Source organism: Burkholderia humptydooensis, from assembly GCF_001513745.1.
GTDB classification, from domain to species: domain Bacteria; phylum Pseudomonadota; class Gammaproteobacteria; order Burkholderiales; family Burkholderiaceae; genus Burkholderia; species Burkholderia humptydooensis.
Map to the genome: position 1 here is coordinate 376,254 of NZ_CP013382.1, position 17,058 is coordinate 393,311.

The following is a 17,058-nucleotide window of genomic DNA, read 5'->3' on the forward strand; positions in this document are numbered from 1 at the left end:
GCAGGCCGCTGCGTCAGCGCGCGAGCGTCTTGCGGAAGAACACGATCCGCTCGGTCTCGCCGAAGCCGAGTGCGCGGTGCAGCGCATGCGACGCGGCGTTCTCGGGCGGCCGGCTCGACGAACACGCGTGCGAGGGCGCGTCGCGCTGCTGCGCGATGTCGCGCGCCTGCGCGGCGCGAATCGTGAAAGAGGGCGGGGGGTGCGTCAAGCTGCCGCGGTTGCCGTGCGTGCGGCGTTCACCGCGTGCGCGACGCGCTCGACGAAATCGCGGTCGACGCTCATGAGCGCCTCGTGCTTGCCGCCCGGCATGTCGACGATCAGCCGGTGCGTGACGTCCTGCGTCATCCATGCAAGATAGCCGACGACAACGAGCATCACGCCCGCGACGAGCAGCGCGCCCGAACCGAACGTGCCGCCCGCGGCCGCGGCGGCGGCGCCGGTCAGCGAGATCGCGCACGGCACGATCTTGTTCTTCCTGACGGTGCGAACCTCGACGCCGCGGATCTCGCGCAGCGCGAAAATTTGCCCTGCGGCGGACAGGCTGTTGCGCGTGACCGTGACGCCGCGTTCGTTGAAGGCGTTTTCCATCAAAAAGGGTGTGAATCGAAAACGCGCAGCGTAGCAGATTTGACCGACGTATGAACGGGACCCGGCGACGCACGGATCGAGACCGAAGACGAACGGCGCGGCAGGCGGCCGGGAAATAAACGGTAATAAAGCGAAAAAAGCGACAGCAACGATCGTCGGCCGGCTCTTCGCGCGATCGGGCCGAATCGCGTCTTGCCGCATCGCGCGGCATCGCGCGTCGTTGTGGTACGGCTTGCGCGCCGCGGGCGCGGCGAACGCCTGCGCGCGGTCAGTACAGCGCGGTGCCGCCTTCGTACAGGCGGCCGGGCACGTGCGACGCGACCGCCTCGGCGATTTCCGCCTCGGTGCTCTCGGCCGGCACGATGCGCCGACGCGCGGGCGCATCGAGGTGCATCGTCCATTCGACGAGCCGGTATGGGCGCCCCCACGGGCGCTGCATCGCGATCGACACGCGGCAGCTTTGCACCGGGAACGCGTGCTCGTGCGTGAGTAACGTGCGCAGGCTGCTGAAAACGGTATCTTCGACCATCGTTTCCTCCGATCCTGTCTTGCGTTGGACGGTCTTCGCCGCCGCAATCCGGATAAAAAAAAGCCGCCGATGCTCAGGCGGCCAACAGGGGGGTGTGAGCATCCTCTCAACCCAGAATTAAGCGAAACTTAAAAGCGGCAAAAAAAACGCCCCGCGCGAGGCGGGGCGTTTTTGCCGTAGTGTGCCGCGAGTTGTCGAGCAAATGCTCAGAACTTGTGGCGGATACCGACGCGTGCGGCGAACTGGTTCTTCGAACCCGTGCCCGACGTGTTGAAGTAGCTCGTGCTCGAGCCGATCTGCGCTTGCAGGTTGTTGCCCGACGCTTCCTGGTAGATCGCGAGCAGGTACACGTCCGTGCGCTTGCTGAGCGCGTAGTCGAGCGCGCCGTTGACCTGGTTCCAGTGGCCCGAGTTCGCACCCGACACGCGCGAGTACGTGTAGCCGACGCCGGCCGACAGCGCCGGCGTGAACGCGTACTTGCCGCCCGCTTCGTACGCGTTGTACGTCGTGCTGCCGCCCGTGACCGGCTCGAGGCGCGTGTTCGTCCACAGCGCCCAGAGGGTTGCCGGGCCCCAGATGTAGCGGCCGCCGACGCCGAAGCTGCGCAGGTCGCGCACGTTGCTGATCGTCAGGTTCGCGATGTTGGTCGTGAACGCAGGCGTCGCCTGGCCCGGATAGCGGATGTCGGTGTACGCGGCGCCCAGGCCGATCGGGCCGTTCGCGTAGTTCAGGCCGAAGCTGTATGCGCGCGACGAGCCGGGCGTCGTCGTCGTGCCGTTCGTCGTCGCCGGCGCGCCCGCGAACGACGTCGAGTTCGAGAAGCCGTACAACGCGCCGAACGTGAAGCCCGCGTAGTTCGCGCTCTGGAACTTCACCGCATTGTTGATGCGGCTCGACGTCAACTGGTCGATGTCGTTCACGTGGTACGCGTAGTTGCCCGCGACCGTATTGCCGCCCGTCGAGTAGTTCGAGCCGAGGATGTCGGTCGTGAACGAGTACTGGCGGCCGAATGTCAGCGTGCCGGCGTCCTTGTGCGACAGGCCGACATAGGCCTGGCGGCCGAAGATCGCGCCGCCCTGGCCGATCGTGCCGTTGCCGCTGTTGAAGCCGTTTTCGAGCACGAAGATCGCCTTCAGGCCGCCGCCGAGGTCTTCGGCGCCGCGCAGGCCCCAACGGCTGCCCTGGGCGATGCCGTCGTCGTACTTGAAGAGCTTGCTGCTGCCGCCTGCGCTCTTGCTGTGGTTCACGTAGCTGACGCCGGCGTCGATGAGGCCGTACAGCGTCACGCTGCTTTGTGCGTGTGCCGCGCTCGCGGTTGCGGCGAGGATAGCGGTGGTCAACAGTTTCTTGTTCAAGGCAAATCTCCGAGCAGTAAGAATGTTTGCGGTTCCGCGGCGCTCTTTAAGGCGTTTGGAAGGGGAACGGAAGCGCACTGTATCGACGGGGCGCTTAATGAATATGACAATTGCTGTCATGTTCACAGTGTGTCGCGCCCACGCCACACGTGATGATGGCGACTTGCGCCGGCCGCGTTATGCCGATTTCGCTGGTTGATTGACCGGGCGCAGGAATATATGTATGAAAATTGCTTGGTTTGTCCGTTCGGCGCCACATGCGACGATGCGCGCTTTCCACATGACGGGATGCGAGGACAAGCGATGCAACGATTTGCTTCGATCATCCGCCGGGCGGCCGGCGGCGCAGTGCTGGCGATCGCCGCGACGCTCGCGCATGCGGGCGGCCCGGCGCTGAAGATCGGCACGATGAGCGGCCCCGACGCGCAGATCTGGGCGGAAGTCACGAAGGTCGCCGCGCGCGACGGGCTCGCGATCAAGGTGATCGAATTCAACGATTACGTGCAGCCGAACGCGGCGCTCGACGCGGGCGACCTCGACGCGAACGGCTTCCAGCACCAGCCGTTCCTCGACAGCCAGATCAGGCAGCGCGGCTACCGGATCGTGAACGTCGGGCTGACGTACACGTCGCCGATGGGGTTCTATTCGAAGAAGCTCAAGTCGCTGAAGGATCTGCCCGTCGGCGCGAAAGTCGGGATCCAGAACGATCCGTCGAACGGCAACCGCGCGCTCCTGCTGCTGCAGAAGTACGGCATCGTCAAGCTGAAGCCGGGCGCCGGCGCGAACGGCGTGAACGCGACGCCGCTCGACGTCGCCGAGAATCCGAAGAAGATCAAGCTCGTCGAGCTCGACGCCGCGCAACTGCCGCGCGCGCTGCCGGACCTCGACGCGGCGTCGATCAATACCGACTACGCGGTGAAGGCGGGGTTGTCGCCGGTGAAGGACGCGATCGCGATCGAGGATCTGAAGGGCCCGTATGCGAACCTGATCGCCGTGCGCGCGCAGGACAAGGACAAGCCGTGGGTGAAGAAGCTCGTCGCCGCGTACGAATCGGACGACGTGCGCAAATTCATCGAAACGAAATTCAACGGCGCGATCATTCCGGCGTTCTGACGAACAGGCCGACAGGGGCGGACGGCGCGCTGCGCGCGTCCGAAGGCGCGGCGGCGCGCGCGGGTGGGCGATCGCTCACCGCGGCATCCGGCCGCGGCTTGCCGCGTGCGGCCACGATCCATCGCGATCCGCTGCGATCCGTTGCGATCCGCCAGGACCCGCTGCGGATTGCCACTGCTTTGCGACGGACGCCGACCGGTCCGTTCAGGCCGACAGCAGCGACCCGGTGCGGATCGGCGTCGCGCCGGCGATCCGCGCGACTTCCATCCCGGCCGTCGCGAAACGCGCGATCTGCCGCGCGTACAGCACGCCGGACACGCTGCTCTTCAGCGTGACGACGCGATCGGTCAGCGGATCGACGATGTCAGCCACGTCCTGGCCCGCCTCGATCCACACACCCACCGGCGTGCGGAACACGATCACGCCCGACACCGGCGCGACGAGCGGATCGGTGCCCGCGAGCGGTGTTGCCGCGAATTCGAGCGGCGGCTGCGGCGCGGGCGTGCCATCGATCGCGCCGCGCAGCGTCAGGTATTCGACAATCGCCTGCGCGTCGTGCTCGGCGAGCTCGTACGACACGTCGCGCTCGCTGCGCAGCTCGACCGTCACCGAGATCGTGCCGTTCGGGATCGGATGGCGCTCGCCGAAGCGGCTGCGCAGCTCGGACCAGCAGAAGCTGTGGATCTCGTCGAACGGATTGCCGACCGAGTTCAGCGCGAGCAGCGACGCCTTCGCGCCCAGATAGCGCGACAGCGGCTCGACGTTTTCCCACAGGTCCGGATTCGTGTAGATGTGCATCACCGCGTCGCAGTCGCAGTGCAGGTCGAGCACGATGTCGGCGTCGTACGACAGACGCTGCAGCGCGAGCCGCTGCGATTCGAGCTCGGTGCGCGGCTTCTGCTCGGCGAGCGCCTCGCCCATCGCGCGTCGCACGGCGGCGAGGTTCGCGCTTGCGTCGTGCGTGAGGTGCCCTTCGATGCGCGGGATCACGAGCGCGGCGAGGTCATGGAAATTGCGGTTGAAGTTCTGCATCGAGCCGAGCTCGAAGCGGCCGAGATGATCGCCGAACACGTGCTGCGCGAGGCCGATCGGGTTCGCGACCGGCACGACGACGATCTCGTCGCGCAGCCTGCCCGCCGCCTCGAGCACCGCGAGCTTGCGGCGCAACAGCGTCGCGACGAGCATGCCGGGCAGTTCGTCCGCGTGCAGCGACGCCTGGATGTACACCTTCTTCCCGCTGCGCGGGCCGTAATGAAAACTCGTGATGTGGCGCGCCGTGCCGACGGCCGGCGAGATCAGCGGATGGGTCTGCGTTTGCATGATGGGAGACAGCGGCGCAGCCGCCGCGGCGTCGTTCGATGTCGGTGAATGAACGATTGTACGTGGATCGTCGCGGCTGCACCAAGCTTGTGCCGGCCGATTGCGGTTTTTCTGCTCGATCAATGACTTGCGTCGAAGTCGGCGCACGCGCCGGATCAAAATTATGACGATTTTTTAATCGATACACTGTTTGCCGCAGCACGTGTGGGGCGTCGATTTTTTTCGCCGCGCGAACCGCGGCGGCTCAGGCTCGGCCGAGGATCGATCCTATGTCAGTGAGCGAATTGCAGTGGCCGGGCAGCCGGGCCGGCGAGCCCGTCGCGCGCGGAAAAACCGCCTATCTGCCGTACATCGACGGTCTGCGCGCGTGGGCGGTGCTGTCCGTCATGCTGTATCACCTGGACGCGCGCTGGCTGCCAGGCGGGTTTTCCGGCGTCGACATTTTTTTCGTGATTTCCGGTTTCGTCGTGAGCGCGTCGGTCGCGGACCGCGGGTCGATGTCGTTCGGGCAATTTCTTTTGTTTTTCTACGCACGGCGCATGCGGCGGATCCTGCCCGCGCTCGTCGCGGTCCTGCTCGCGACCGCGCTGATCTCGACGCTCTTCATTCCGGCGTCCCACCTGAGCGACCGGAACCGGACGACCGGGCTGCTCGCGTTCTTCGGCTTGAGCAACGTGATCCTCGGCGCGCCGGGCGGCGATTATTTTTCGCCGAAGGCCGAATTCAATCCGTACACGCATACATGGTCGCTCGGCGTCGAGGAGCAGTTCTATCTGCTGTTCCCGCTGCTGTTCCGGACGTGGCTCGCGGGCGGGAAGCGCCGATACGTGTCGACCGCGCTGTTCGCGGCGGGGCTTTGCGCGTCGCTGGCGTGGAGCGTCTGGACAGGCCCCGCGAAGCACGCGCAAGCGTTCTACCTGATCTTCGGGCGCTTCTGGGAACTCGCGGCGGGCGTGCTGCTGTATCAGTGCGTCGCGCGCTTCGGCCGCTCGCCGGGCAAGCCGGCGGCGCGCGCGGCGGCGGCTTTCGGGATCGGAGCGGGCCTGTGGGCGTCGGCGATTGCGGTGCTGGCCGGATGCGTCGCATCGAAGCCGGCGCTTTATCCGTTTCCCGGCGCGATCGTGCCCGTCGCCGGCGCGCTCGGGCTGCTCGGCCTGCTGCACGGGCGCGCGCGTGCGGGCCCGATCGCCGCGGTGCTCGAGCACCGCGCGCTGCGGTTCGTCGGCAGGATGTCGTATTCGCTCTATCTGTGGCATTGGCCGGTCTTCGTCGTGTTCCGCTGGACGGCCGGGCTCGATTCGGCAGGCAGCAAGGCGAGCGCGCTGCTCATGGCGTTCGCGCTGGCGAGCGCGTCGTACCGTTTCGTCGAGACGCCGTTGCGGCGCGGCGCGGCGGCGCGCCGCGCGCCTCGCTTCGCCGTGCTCGCGTGGGGAGCGGGCGCGATGGCGGCGGGCGCGGCGTTCTCGTCGATGCTGGCCGTCGCGCAGCCGCAGCTCTCGCTCAGCACGGTCGCGCGGCATCGGCTCGACTGGTATCCGTACGGCATCGATACGAACGCCGCATATCCGGGATGCGTCGCCGACGTCGACGAGCGCGACGTGAGCGGCGGCAAGCTATGGATCTACACGCGCAAGCATTGCGGCCGGCCGCCGGAAAGCAGGCATCGCCTGTTCGTGATAGGCGATTCGCACGCGATGGCGTATGCGGGCATGTTCAAGCAGTTCGTCGTGCGCACGGGCATCACGGTCTATTCGTACAACAACGCGGGCTGCCCGTTCGTCAGCCTTCAGCCGTGGCGCGAGCGCGGCGATCCCGGGTGCCGCCGGTACGGCGACGCGGCGCAGAACGACATGCTGTCGAGACTCGAGCCGGGAGACATCGTGTTTCTTCCGTCGCTTCGGCTGCCGCGGCTCGTCACGCAATGGGCGTTCGTCGGCGACGACGACGCGCACCGGCTGTCGTTCGGCCGCGAGGCGGCGCAAGCGCGCGAACGGGCGATTGCCGATGCGATTGCCGTGTTGGGGGACATCGAGCGAAGAGGCGCGCGGATCGTGCTGGAAGCGCCGCCGCCCGTGTTCCGGACGGTGCCGTACCGCTGCTCGGACTGGTTCAATCGGCGCAATGCGATCTGCGCGCGCGGCCCGCTCATCAGCCGCGGCGAGATCGACGCGCTGCGGGCGCCCGTGCTGGCGGCATACGCGCGGATCGCGGCGCACGTGCCGGACGTTCGTGTATGGGATCCGCTGCCGCTTCTGTGCGGCGAGAGGACGTGCTCCGCGTATGACGGCGCGCGGCCGCTGTTTTTCGACGGCGATCACATCAGCGGTTATGGCAACCTGCGCGTGCTGCCGGGTTTCGAGGCGTTCATGCGCGAGTTGATCGAGGCTGCGTAGCGGCTTGGCCGGCCGGGGGCGGCAATCGCATGAAAAAACGGGCTTCGCCGCGAAGCGAAGCCCGTTCCCGCCGCGACCGCGGCGCGCCGCATTGGGGTGCCGCCCGCGCGCCAGCTTACTTGCCGTAAACGTCGAAGTCGAAGTACTTCTTTGCGATCTTGTCGTACGTGCCGTCCTTGCGCATGTCGGCGATCGCCTTGTCGATCTTCGCCTTCAGGTCGGTGTCTTCCTTGCGCAGGCCGATGCCCGCGCCTTCGCCGAGCGTCTTCGGATCGTCGAGGTCCGTGCCGGCGAACGCGTAATCCTTGCCGCGCGGCGTCTTCAGAAAGCCGATGTCGGCCTGCACCGCGTCCTGCAGCGCCGCGTCGAGGCGGCCCGCGATCAGGTCGGCGTAGACCTGGTCCTGGTTCTGGTACGGCTGCACCTTCACGCCCTTCGGCGCCCAGTGGACCTTCGCGTAGGTTTCCTGGATCGTGCCCTGCTCGACGCCGACCGTCTTGCCCTGGAGCGACTCGGCCGTCGGCATCAGGTTCGCGCCCTTCTTCGTGACGAGGCGCGTCGGCGTGTTGAACAGCTTCGACGAGAACGCGATCTGCTCTTCACGCTGCGGCGTCATCGACATCGACGACAGCACGCCGTCGAACTTGCGCGCCTTCAGCGCCGGGATCATGCCGTCGAAGTCGTTCTCGATCCACACGCACTTTGCTTTCACACGCTTGCAGATCTCGTTGCCGAGATCGACGTCGAAGCCGACCACCTTGCCGTCCGGGCCTTTCGATTCGAAAGGCGGATAGCTCGCGTCGACGCCGAAGCGGATCGTCGACCAATCCTTCGCCTGCACGCCGCCTGCCGACACCGCCAGCAGGGCCACGGTCAAAGCCGCCAAGATTTTTTTCACTGTCATTCCTTGTGTAGTTCGATGGTTGCGCGCGGTCGTGCCGCGGTGCGCTTCGGCCCGGCGCGGCTGCGGCCGGGCTGACTGGTGCCCTCGTCCGGTGCGGGACGAACGGTGCGCCAAGATTACCAAGACAAAATAGCCGGAGGCTGCTTAGTGGAAGCCCCGATAGCGATCGGGCGAGCGCCGCGGCGGCTTGTGCGGCGCGGCGTGCCGTTGCCGGCTGGGGAATGATCTACGTCAACGTTTCGTCGGCCGCCTGCCGCAGGCAGGCGATGAACTGCGTGACGGCGGGTGTCGGCAGCAGGTCTCGGCGCGACAGGATCGACAGGGCGTAGCTCGGCAGCATGTCGTCGAGGCGCGCGGCGCGGATGCCGAGCGGCGCGACCATCGCCGCGAGCGGCTTCGTGAAGCAGCCGATCACGTCCGAGCGCGCGACGAGGCCGAGCGTCACCGCGAACGACGACAGCGCGCGCAGCCGCCGCTGCGGCAGCGGCAGCCCGTGCGCGTTGAACATCGACATCATCACGCTGTGCGGGAAGTGATCGGCGCCGGCCGTGACGATCCGTTCGGCGTCGAGCAACTCGGCGAGCCGCCGAGCGCCCGCGAGCGGATGGCCCTCGCGCATCGCGACGACGAATTGCGTCGAGCACAGCGGCAGTTGCGCGAAGTCGCGCTCAAGCGCGGGGATGTGGTGGATCGCGGCCAGGTCGAGCTCGCCGTTGCGCAGCCGCGCGAGCGCGTCGGGCACTGTCATTTCCTCGAGCGATAGGCTCACGCGCGGCATCGTCGCGCGGAACTTCATCACCGCGCGCTTGCTCGACCGCCTCGACGGTGCGGCGCATGTCGCCGAGCTCGCGCGCGGCGGCGCGCAGGCTCTTGTGATGGGCGGCGGAGACGAACACCTGCAGATGCTGGAGCTTCATGACGGCGAAGGCGGGGTGATAACCGCAGTTTATCGCGGTGAAAAAAACGGCATCTTATTGAATCGTTATGGCGTTGCTATAGTGACCCGTTTCCGCGCGTCCGATTGCCCGGACGCCGCCGTCACGGAGCCTTTCGATGAACGACGCCCGCTTTACCGAGGTCGACGACCTCGCCCCGCTCGCCGACGAACTGCGCGAGATCCGCCATCGCATCCACCGTCATCCGGAACTCGCGTACGAGGAGGTCGAGACGGCCGCGCTCGTCGCCGGCAAGCTCGAGGCGTGGGGCTGGCAGGTGACGCGCGGCGTCGGCGCGACGGGCGTCGTCGGCACGCTGCGCGCGGGCGACGGCGCGCGCAGCATCGGCGTGCGCGCGGACATGGACGCGCTGCCGATCGCCGAGGCGACCGGGCTGCCGTACGCGAGCGCCGTGCCCGGCAAGATGCACGCGTGCGGCCACGACGGCCACACGACGATGCTGCTCGGCGCCGCGCGGCGGCTCGCGCAGACGCGCAACTTCTCCGGCACCGTCCATCTGTATTTCCAGCCGGCCGAGGAGCACGGCGTCGACAGCGGCGCGAAGCGGATGATCGACGACGGCCTCTTCGAGCGCTTCCCTTGCGACGCGGTATTCGGGATGCACAACCATCCGGGCGTCGAGCCGGGCGTGTTCCTCACGCGGCGCGGGGCGTTCATGTCGGCGGGCGACAAGGCGGTGATCGACGTCCGCGGCGTGGGCGGCCACGCGGCGCGGCCGCATCTGGCGGTCGATCCCGTGGTCGTCGCGGCGAGCATCGTGATGGCGCTGCAGACGATCGTCGCGCGCAACGTCGATCCCGCGCAGCCCGCCGTCGTCACGGTCGGCTCGCTGCACGCCGGCACCGCGAACAACGTCATTCCGAGCCGCGCGCGGCTCGAACTGTCGGTGCGCTCGTTCGATCCCGCGGTGCGCGCGCTGCTCAGGCGCCGCATCGCCGAGCTCGTCGACGCGCAGGCGGCGAGCTACGGCGCGAGCGCGAGCGTCGAGTACATCGAAGGCTATCCGGTCGTCGTCAATTCGGATGCCGAAACCGATTTCGCCGCGCAGGTCGCGAAGGAACTGGTCGGCGAGCGCAACGTCGTCGAGCAGGCCGACATCCTGATGAGCAGCGAGGATTTCGCGTTCATGCTGCAGCGGCGGCCGGGCTCGTTCGTGCGGCTCGGCAACGGCGCGGGCGAGGACGGCTGCATGGTGCACAACCCGACATACGACTTCAACGATCGCAATCTCGTGACGGGCGCGGCGTTCTGGGCGCGGCTCGTCGAGCGATATCTGGCGCGATGCGAGACGGGCACGGGAAGGGCATGAGCGACGAATGGTGGATGCCGGTTGACCGCTCGCGGGCCGGTTGCGATCGCAGCTTACGATGCGCCGCGCGCGTCGGCAACGCACGCCCGCCGTCGGCCGATCGAAGCCGATCGAAGCCGATCGAAGCTGGACGGACCGGCGAACGCCGATGCTGATCGCGCCCGTCGGCATGTATCTGCGCCGCCGCCTCGCCGACGACGCGCCGGGTGCCGGCCACCACGGGATCGATGGCGGCGCGCTGCGCGAGTTGTTCGCGCAGCACGGCCGCACGGTGCTGCTGCTGACGCTCACGGTGACGGGCGGCACCGTGTCGACGTACATCCTGACGTTCTACATGCCGACCTACGCGATCCACACGCTCGGCCTGCCGATGAAGCTGTCGATGTTCGTCGGCGTCGCGTCCGGCTGCGTGATGCTCGCCACGTGCCCGCTGTTTGGCTGGCTGTCCGACCGGATCGGCAGCCGGCGCCTGCTGTCTTCGTCGGGCGCGGCGTGCTCGTCGCGCTGCTGTTTCCGGCATTCGCGCTGATGAACCGTTATCCGTCGCTCGCGGTCGTGATGCCGCTCACCGCGCTGATGCTGCTGTTCTACTCGATGGGCTCCGCGTCCGAGTTCGCGCTGATGTGCGAGTCGTTTCCGCGCCGCGTGCGCGCCACGGGCATCTCGATCGCCTACGCGCTCGCGGTGACGATGTTCGGCGGCACCGCGCAACTCGCCGCGACGTGGCTCGTGCGCGTGACGGGCAGCAAGCTTGCGCCGGCCGCGTATGTGGCCGCGTGCGTGATCGTGTCGCTCGTCGCGGTCGGGATGCTGCGCGAGACGGCGGCGGAAGCGGTCGATTGAGGCCGGCGGGGCGGACGGCGGGGCGGCGCGCGAGCAATTCGCGGCGCGCCTTCGTCAGAGGCGGGACGCGACGCGGAAAATGGGAAAAGAAGACGGCCGATCGGCGGAGCCGACGAATCTCGACGCTCGGCCCCGAACTTCGAGGTGCGCTTGGGGGGCCGGGGGGCGGAGCATATTGGGCATGGCGTAAAGGTAACGCCCGAAGTCTGAAGCATGGGGCCGGAGCCGAGGCTGGAATTGGAGCTGAGGCCGAATCCCGAATCCAGAATCCCGACCCTCGCTACCTGCCGCGCCGCCCTATCCCCGCTCCCGCGCACCCGGCGACCGCGCGCCGCAAGCGCGCAGGATCAGCCGCACGACTTCGTCGGTCGTCGCGTCGAACGCCTTCGCCGCAAGCGCGCGCTTGCCGGACAGCGCGACGATCTGCGCATCGAAGTCCGCGTAATGCTGGGTCGTCGCCCAGATCATGTAGAGCAGCGTCTTCGGCTCGACCGGCTCGATCAGCCCGCGCGCGATCCAGCGCTCGATCAACGCGATCCGCGTATCCATCCACGGCTTCACGCGCTCGAGCAGCAGGTCCTGCATGTGCGTCGCGCCGCTGATGATCTCGTTCGCCCACACCTTCGAGCCGAGCGGCCGCTCGCGCGATAGCGCCATCTTCGCCCGCACGTAGCCGCCGAGCGCGGCGACCGGATCGTCGCAGACGTCGAAGCTGTCGGCGGCGGCATGCCAGTCCTCGAGCAGGTCGTCGAGCACGCGCCGGTACAGCGCGAGCTTCGTCGGAAAGTAATAGTGCAGGTTCGCCTTCGGCAGCCCGGCGCGCTCGGCGATCCGTGCGGTGCTCGCGCCCTCGAAGCCGCGCTCGGCGAACACCGCTTCCGCGCACGCGAGCAGGTGCGCCTCGTTCAGCTCGCGGATGTGCGCCTTGCGCGCGCGGCTCGGCGCGCGCGCCGCTTTCGTCCGGGCGTGCGGCGCGGGCGCGTCGGGGGGCGTCGTCGGATCGTCGTGTGGCATGGCATGCGCTCGTATCGGCGGCAACCGGAGGCCGACATTGTAGACGCCGCGGCGTCCAGCGGACGCGTCGCGGCCTGCCGGCGGGCGTCCGGCGGCGGATTTGCGACAGCTTTTTTTAATTCATTGAATTCACGGCGCTAATGCGCTATAACCTGACCATTCGGACAGGATTCGATCGGCTAGCGGCGCTGCTTGATAAAGCAAAACAAAGATAGGGCCGTGCAAGCGCCGCTGAGCCGTTCTGGCCGAAGATGAAGTGGAGAGTGCGCGCTTGGGGGCGGGGCGGCTCCCAAGCGCGCTTGTGTCAGCCGCGTCGCGCGACGAGTTGCGACACGGTCTGCGACGCTTCCAGCAGCGGATCGAGGAACGCCTTCACCATCTGCTTCGCGGTGTGCCGCTGCGCGTTGCCGCTGATGTTCATCGCGGCGATCACCTGCCCGCGCCGGTTGCGGATCGGCGCCGACAACGAAATCAACCCCGCTTCCAGTTCCTGATCGACGATCGCCCAGCCTTGGCTGCGCACGTGCGCGATTTCGTCCTTCAGCGCGACGGGATCGGTGAGCGTGCGCGGCGTGTACGCGCGCAGCGTGCTTTGCGCGAGCGTGTCGTCGAGCGCGGCGTCGTCGAGCGACGACAGCAGCACGCGGCCCATCGACGTGCAGTACGCGGGCAGCCGGCTGCCGATCGACAGATTGATCGTCATGATCTTGTGCGTCGGCACGCGCAGCACGTATACGATTTCGGTGCGGTCGAGCACGGCCGCCGAGCAGCTTTCGTGAATGCGCTCGGACAACTGCTCCATCACCGGCTCCGCGAGATTCCAGAACGGCATCGACGTCAGATACGCGAACCCGAGATCGAGGATCTTCGGCGTGAGCCGGAACAGGCGGCCGTCGGCCTCGACGTAGCCGAGCGTCTGCAGCGTCAGCAGGATGCGCCGCGCGCCCGCGCGGGTCAGGCCGGTCGCGGACGCGACCTCGGTGAGCGTCTGCTCGGGGTGCTCCGCGTCGAACGCGCGAATCACCGCGAGTCCGCGCGCGAACGACTGGACATAGGAGTCGCCGGGTTTGGCCTGAAATTCTGTGCTCATGGCGGGTGGGAATGATGTGCAGCGGAGAAGATTAGCGCATGGGGTCGGGTTGCGCCAACCCGCGCCCCGCATAGGCCCGACGCTTGACGGGAGGCCATGCGCTCCCTATGATCGCACGGAAAACGTTCGATTAACGATCTTATGTTCATATATCGAACTTTCATCGCGTGAATTCGAGGCGAGCGGGGGCGGCGATGCCGAGCCGGCTCGCGGGATCAGACCGACCGGAGACGACATGACCGAAGCATTCCTGTGTGACGCAATCCGCACGCCCATCGGCCGCTACGGCGGCGCGCTGGCCCCGGTGCGGGCCGACGATCTCGGCGCGGTGCCGCTCAAGGCGCTCGTCGAGCGCAACCGCGACGTCGACTGGGCCGCCGTCGACGATGTCGTCTACGGCTGCGCGAACCAGGCCGGCGAGGACAACCGCAACGTCGCGCGCATGTCGCTGCTGCTCGCCGGCCTGCCCCACGCCGTGCCCGGCGCGACGGTCAACCGCCTCTGCGGCTCCGGGATGGACGCGATCGGCATCGCCGCGCGCGCGATCAAGGCGGGCGAGGCGGACCTGATGATCGCGGGCGGCGTCGAGAGCATGAGCCGCGCGCCGTTCGTCATGGGCAAGGCGACGAGCGCGTTCTCGCGGCAGGCCGAGATCTTCGATACGACGATCGGCTGGCGCTTCGTCAATCCGCTGATGAAACAGCGGTACGGCGTCGATTCGATGCCGGAGACGGCCGAGCACGTCGCGGCCGACTACCGCGTGAGCCGCGCCGACCAGGACGCGTTCGCGCTGCGCAGCCAGCAGAAGGCGGCGCGCGCGCAGGCCGACGGCACGCTCGCGCAGGAGATCGTGCCGGTGACGATCGCGCAGAAGAAGGGCGAGCCGCTCGTCGTGGCGCGCGACGAGCATCCGCGCGAGACGACGCTCGACGCGCTCGCGAAGCTCAAGGGCGTCGTGCGGGCGGACGGCACGGTGACGGCGGGCAACGCGTCGGGCGTGAACGACGGCGCATGCGCGCTGCTCGTCGCGAGCGAGGCGGCCGCGCGGCGTCACGGCCTCGCGCCGCGCGCGCGCGTGCTGGGGATCGCGACGGCGGGCGTCGAGCCGCGGGTGATGGGGATCGGCCCGGCGCCGGCGACGCAGAAGCTGCTTGCGCGGCTCGGGATGACGCTTGCGCAGTTCGACGTGATCGAGCTGAACGAGGCGTTCGCCTCGCAAGGGCTGGCGGTGCTGCGGCTGCTGGGCGTCGCGGACGACGATCCGCGCGTGAATCCGAACGGCGGCGCGATCGCGCTCGGGCATCCGCTTGGCGCGTCGGGCGTGCGGCTCGTGACGACCGCGACGTATCAACTGCATCGCACGGGCGGCCGCTTCGCGCTCTGCACGATGTGCATCGGCGTCGGGCAAGGCATCGCGATCGCGATCGAACGCGTGTGATGCGCGCCGCCGCGCGTCGCGCGGCGGCTTCCCTCAGGCGGCCCGTGCTCGAAAGAGCCGGGCCGTTTGTGTTTCCCGGCTTCGGTGGGCGATTGCGCTGCGTGCCCGCTCCTTCGTCGCCGAGCCGATTCCTCCCGTCCCTTCGCATCGTCCTGCGATGCGCACCGTCGTCCCCTTTACACCGCGCCGCTCCCACACTCGCTTAACTCGTTGGCGCAAAAGATGAATTCGCGCCTTGCGGAAATGTCGGGATAACTGAATCAGACACATTTCGCATCCATTTCAAAGAGGGAGTATTTTCGACGGTGAATATCATTTTCAATTCCTGAATATTTTACCGACAAGAGTCATGAAATAATTCATGCGAAATTGTTCGATTCCGATCGGAAAGAACCGAATGATCGGGAACAGCCGTCCGGATGCGGCAATGCCGGCTGGGCCGGCCGCGTACCATGAAGGCGGCGCTTCCGGGCGCATTGGTTGACGCATGTCAATACCAAAGTTGCCGTGTCGGGCTTTCCCATGACGAGGTCAATTTTTTTGAATTTCTGCCGAAATAAAGAGTACAGGCTCATCGAAAGCAATTCGATTGATTCATTCGGCCGATGAAAGCAGTTAAAGGACGCAGATCCCATATTCGGAGCGCTCATGCGTAACAACCAACCTGTCACCCGCCACGAGTTCGATTTTCCCGACGACGCGACGCTGATGTCGACGACCGATCCGCACGGCCGCATCGCGTATGCGAACGCGACGTTCGTGCACATCAGCGGCTTCTCGAGCGACGAGCTCGTCGGCGCGCCGCACAACGTCGTCCGCCATCCCGACATGCCGCGCGACGCGTTCGCCGACATGTGGGCGACGTTGAAGCGCGGCGAGCCGTGGACCGCGCTCGTCAAGAACCGCCGCATGAACGGCGATCACTACTGGGTGCGCGCGAATGCGGTGCCCGTGATTCGCGGCGGACAGACGCAAGGCTACATGTCCGTGCGCACGAAGCCCGCACGCGCCGAGATCGCCGCCGCCGACGCGCTCTATCGCGATTTCCGCGAGGGTCGCGCGGGCAGCCGGCGCTTCCACAAGGGCCTGGTCGTGCGCGCCGGGCTGCTGCGCGTGTGCTCGCTGCTGCAGACGATGTCGGTACGCGCGCGCATCCATCTGCCGATCGTCGCGCTGATGCCGGCGATCGTCGGCGCCGCGTGGGCGGCCGGCATGACGGGCGCGCCGCTCGCGCAGCTCGCGGGCGCGACGCTCGGCGGCGCGGCGCTCGCCGCATGGTGGCTCGACGCGCAGATCGCGCGTCCGCTGCGCACGCTGCGCCAACAGGCGCTCGACGTCGCGACGGGGGCGAGCCGCGAGGGCGTCAACATGAACCGCGTCGACGAGATCGGGATGACGCTGCGCACGATCAACCAGCTCGGGCTGATGTTCCGCTGGCTGATCGAGGACGTGAGCGAGCAGGTGCTGACCGTGCAGCGCGCGATCAACGAGATCGCGCAGGGCAACCACGATCTGAGCGCGCGCACCGAGCAGGCGGCGGCGAGCGTCCAGCAGACGGCCGCTTCGATGGCGCAGATGACGGCGACCGTGTCGAGCAACGCCGAGACCGCGACGCAGGCGAACCAACTGTCCGAATCGGCGAGCCGCGCGGCGGAGCGCGGCGGGCGGGCGGTGCGCGAGGTGGTGAGCACGATGGGCGAGATCACCGAGAGCTCGCACCGGATCGCGGAGATCATCGGTGTGATCGACGGCATCGCGTTCCAGACCAATATCCTTGCGCTGAACGCGGCCGTCGAGGCGGCGCGCGCGGGCGAGCAGGGGCGCGGCTTCGCGGTGGTCGCGGGCGAGGTGCGCGCGCTCGCGCAGCGCAGCGCGAATGCGGCGAAGGAGATCAAGACGCTGATCGGCGCGAGCGTCGAGCGGGTCGAATCCGGCGCGCAGACCGTCGACTACGCGGGCAGGACGATGGACGAGATCGTGTCGCAGGTGAAGCGCGTATCCGATCTGATCGCCGAGATCAGCGCGTCGACGACCGAGCAGCGCGCGGGCGTCACGCAGGTCGACGACGCGGTCGTCCATCTCGACAACATCACGCAGCAGAACGCGGCGCTCGTCGAACAGAGCGCGGCGGCGTCGGAGAGCCTGCGGCAGCAGGCGTCGCTGCTCGTCGACGCGGTGGGCGTGTTTCGCTGATGCATCGGGCGAC

Annotated in this window: 12 protein-coding genes and 3 pseudogenes; 6 read left to right on the forward strand and 9 right to left on the reverse strand. The window is 67.6% G+C overall.

The window, feature by feature from the left end; translation table 11 throughout:
• Window positions 1-13 precede the first annotated feature (13 nt).
• The 4 genes and pseudogenes from AQ610_RS36285 to AQ610_RS20990 all read right to left on the reverse strand — a co-directional run.
• Window positions 14-112 (reverse strand): annotated as a pseudogene (locus AQ610_RS36285) (N-acetyltransferase); the annotation flags it as partial.
• A 92-nt stretch (window positions 113-204) separates the two neighbouring features.
• Window positions 205-588, reverse strand: coding sequence for a DUF6232 family protein (locus AQ610_RS20980; protein WP_009914237.1), 384 nt, complete (start codon window positions 586-588; stop codon window positions 205-207).
• 268 nt (window positions 589-856) lie between these two features.
• Entirely contained in the window at window positions 857-1,117 is a 261-nt protein-coding gene (locus tag AQ610_RS20985; RefSeq protein ID WP_006029036.1) for a DUF2866 domain-containing protein, read from the reverse strand.
• A gap of 206 nt (window positions 1,118-1,323) precedes the next feature.
• On the reverse strand, window positions 1,324-2,472 hold the full coding sequence (locus AQ610_RS20990; protein ID WP_006029035.1) for a porin: 1,149 nt from the start codon (window positions 2,470-2,472) through the stop codon (window positions 1,324-1,326).
• A 303-nt stretch (window positions 2,473-2,775) separates the two neighbouring features.
• Here AQ610_RS20990 and AQ610_RS20995 point away from each other — a divergent pair, with 303 nt between their 5' ends.
• Entirely contained in the window at window positions 2,776-3,585 is an 810-nt protein-coding gene (locus tag AQ610_RS20995; protein WP_006029034.1) for a MetQ/NlpA family ABC transporter substrate-binding protein, read from the forward strand.
• Window positions 3,586-3,789: 204 nt separating this feature from the next.
• Here AQ610_RS20995 and AQ610_RS21000 read toward each other — a convergent pair whose 3' ends face one another.
• On the reverse strand, window positions 3,790-4,905 hold the full coding sequence (locus AQ610_RS21000; RefSeq protein WP_009914239.1) for a succinylglutamate desuccinylase/aspartoacylase family protein: 1,116 nt from the start codon (window positions 4,903-4,905) through the stop codon (window positions 3,790-3,792).
• Between the two features lie 269 nt (window positions 4,906-5,174).
• On the opposite strand from AQ610_RS21000, the gene AQ610_RS21005 reads away from it, so the two are divergent.
• Window positions 5,175-7,298, forward strand: coding sequence for an acyltransferase family protein (locus tag AQ610_RS21005; protein WP_009914240.1), 2,124 nt, complete (start codon window positions 5,175-5,177; stop codon window positions 7,296-7,298).
• Window positions 7,299-7,413: 115 nt separating this feature from the next.
• Here the strand turns inward: AQ610_RS21005 and AQ610_RS21010 are convergent, their stop codons facing one another.
• Together AQ610_RS21010 and AQ610_RS21015 are read right to left on the reverse strand one after the other, a co-directional pair.
• On the reverse strand, window positions 7,414-8,196 hold the full coding sequence (locus tag AQ610_RS21010; RefSeq protein WP_015603626.1) for an ABC transporter substrate-binding protein: 783 nt from the start codon (window positions 8,194-8,196) through the stop codon (window positions 7,414-7,416).
• A 232-nt stretch (window positions 8,197-8,428) separates the two neighbouring features.
• Window positions 8,429-9,119, reverse strand: a pseudogene (locus AQ610_RS21015) (LysR substrate-binding domain-containing protein).
• Between the two features lie 136 nt (window positions 9,120-9,255).
• On the opposite strand from AQ610_RS21015, the gene AQ610_RS21020 reads away from it, so the two are divergent.
• Both AQ610_RS21020 and AQ610_RS31935 read left to right on the forward strand, forming a co-directional pair.
• Entirely contained in the window at window positions 9,256-10,467 is a 1,212-nt protein-coding gene (locus AQ610_RS21020) for a M20 aminoacylase family protein (protein WP_006029029.1), read from the forward strand.
• 148 nt (window positions 10,468-10,615) lie between these two features.
• Window positions 10,616-11,310, forward strand: a pseudogene (locus AQ610_RS31935) (MFS transporter); the annotation flags it as partial.
• Window positions 11,311-11,607: 297 nt separating this feature from the next.
• Here the strand turns inward: AQ610_RS31935 and AQ610_RS21035 are convergent.
• Together AQ610_RS21035 and AQ610_RS21040 are read right to left on the reverse strand one after the other, a co-directional pair.
• On the reverse strand, window positions 11,608-12,324 hold the full coding sequence (locus AQ610_RS21035) for a TetR/AcrR family transcriptional regulator (RefSeq protein WP_006029027.1): 717 nt from the start codon (window positions 12,322-12,324) through the stop codon (window positions 11,608-11,610).
• A gap of 304 nt (window positions 12,325-12,628) precedes the next feature.
• Window positions 12,629-13,414 carry an IclR family transcriptional regulator gene (locus tag AQ610_RS21040; protein ID WP_006029026.1) on the reverse strand — a complete coding sequence of 262 codons (786 nt, stop codon included), beginning with the start codon at window positions 13,412-13,414 and terminating at the stop codon, window positions 12,629-12,631.
• A gap of 235 nt (window positions 13,415-13,649) precedes the next feature.
• On the opposite strand from AQ610_RS21040, the gene pcaF reads away from it, so the two are divergent.
• Both pcaF and AQ610_RS21050 read left to right on the forward strand, forming a co-directional pair.
• On the forward strand, window positions 13,650-14,852 hold the full coding sequence (gene pcaF / locus AQ610_RS21045; protein WP_045554701.1) for a 3-oxoadipyl-CoA thiolase: 1,203 nt from the start codon (window positions 13,650-13,652) through the stop codon (window positions 14,850-14,852).
• A 648-nt stretch (window positions 14,853-15,500) separates the two neighbouring features.
• Window positions 15,501-17,045, forward strand: coding sequence for a methyl-accepting chemotaxis protein (locus AQ610_RS21050; protein ID WP_006029025.1), 1,545 nt, complete (start codon window positions 15,501-15,503; stop codon window positions 17,043-17,045).
• Window positions 17,046-17,058: the final 13 nt, after the last annotated feature.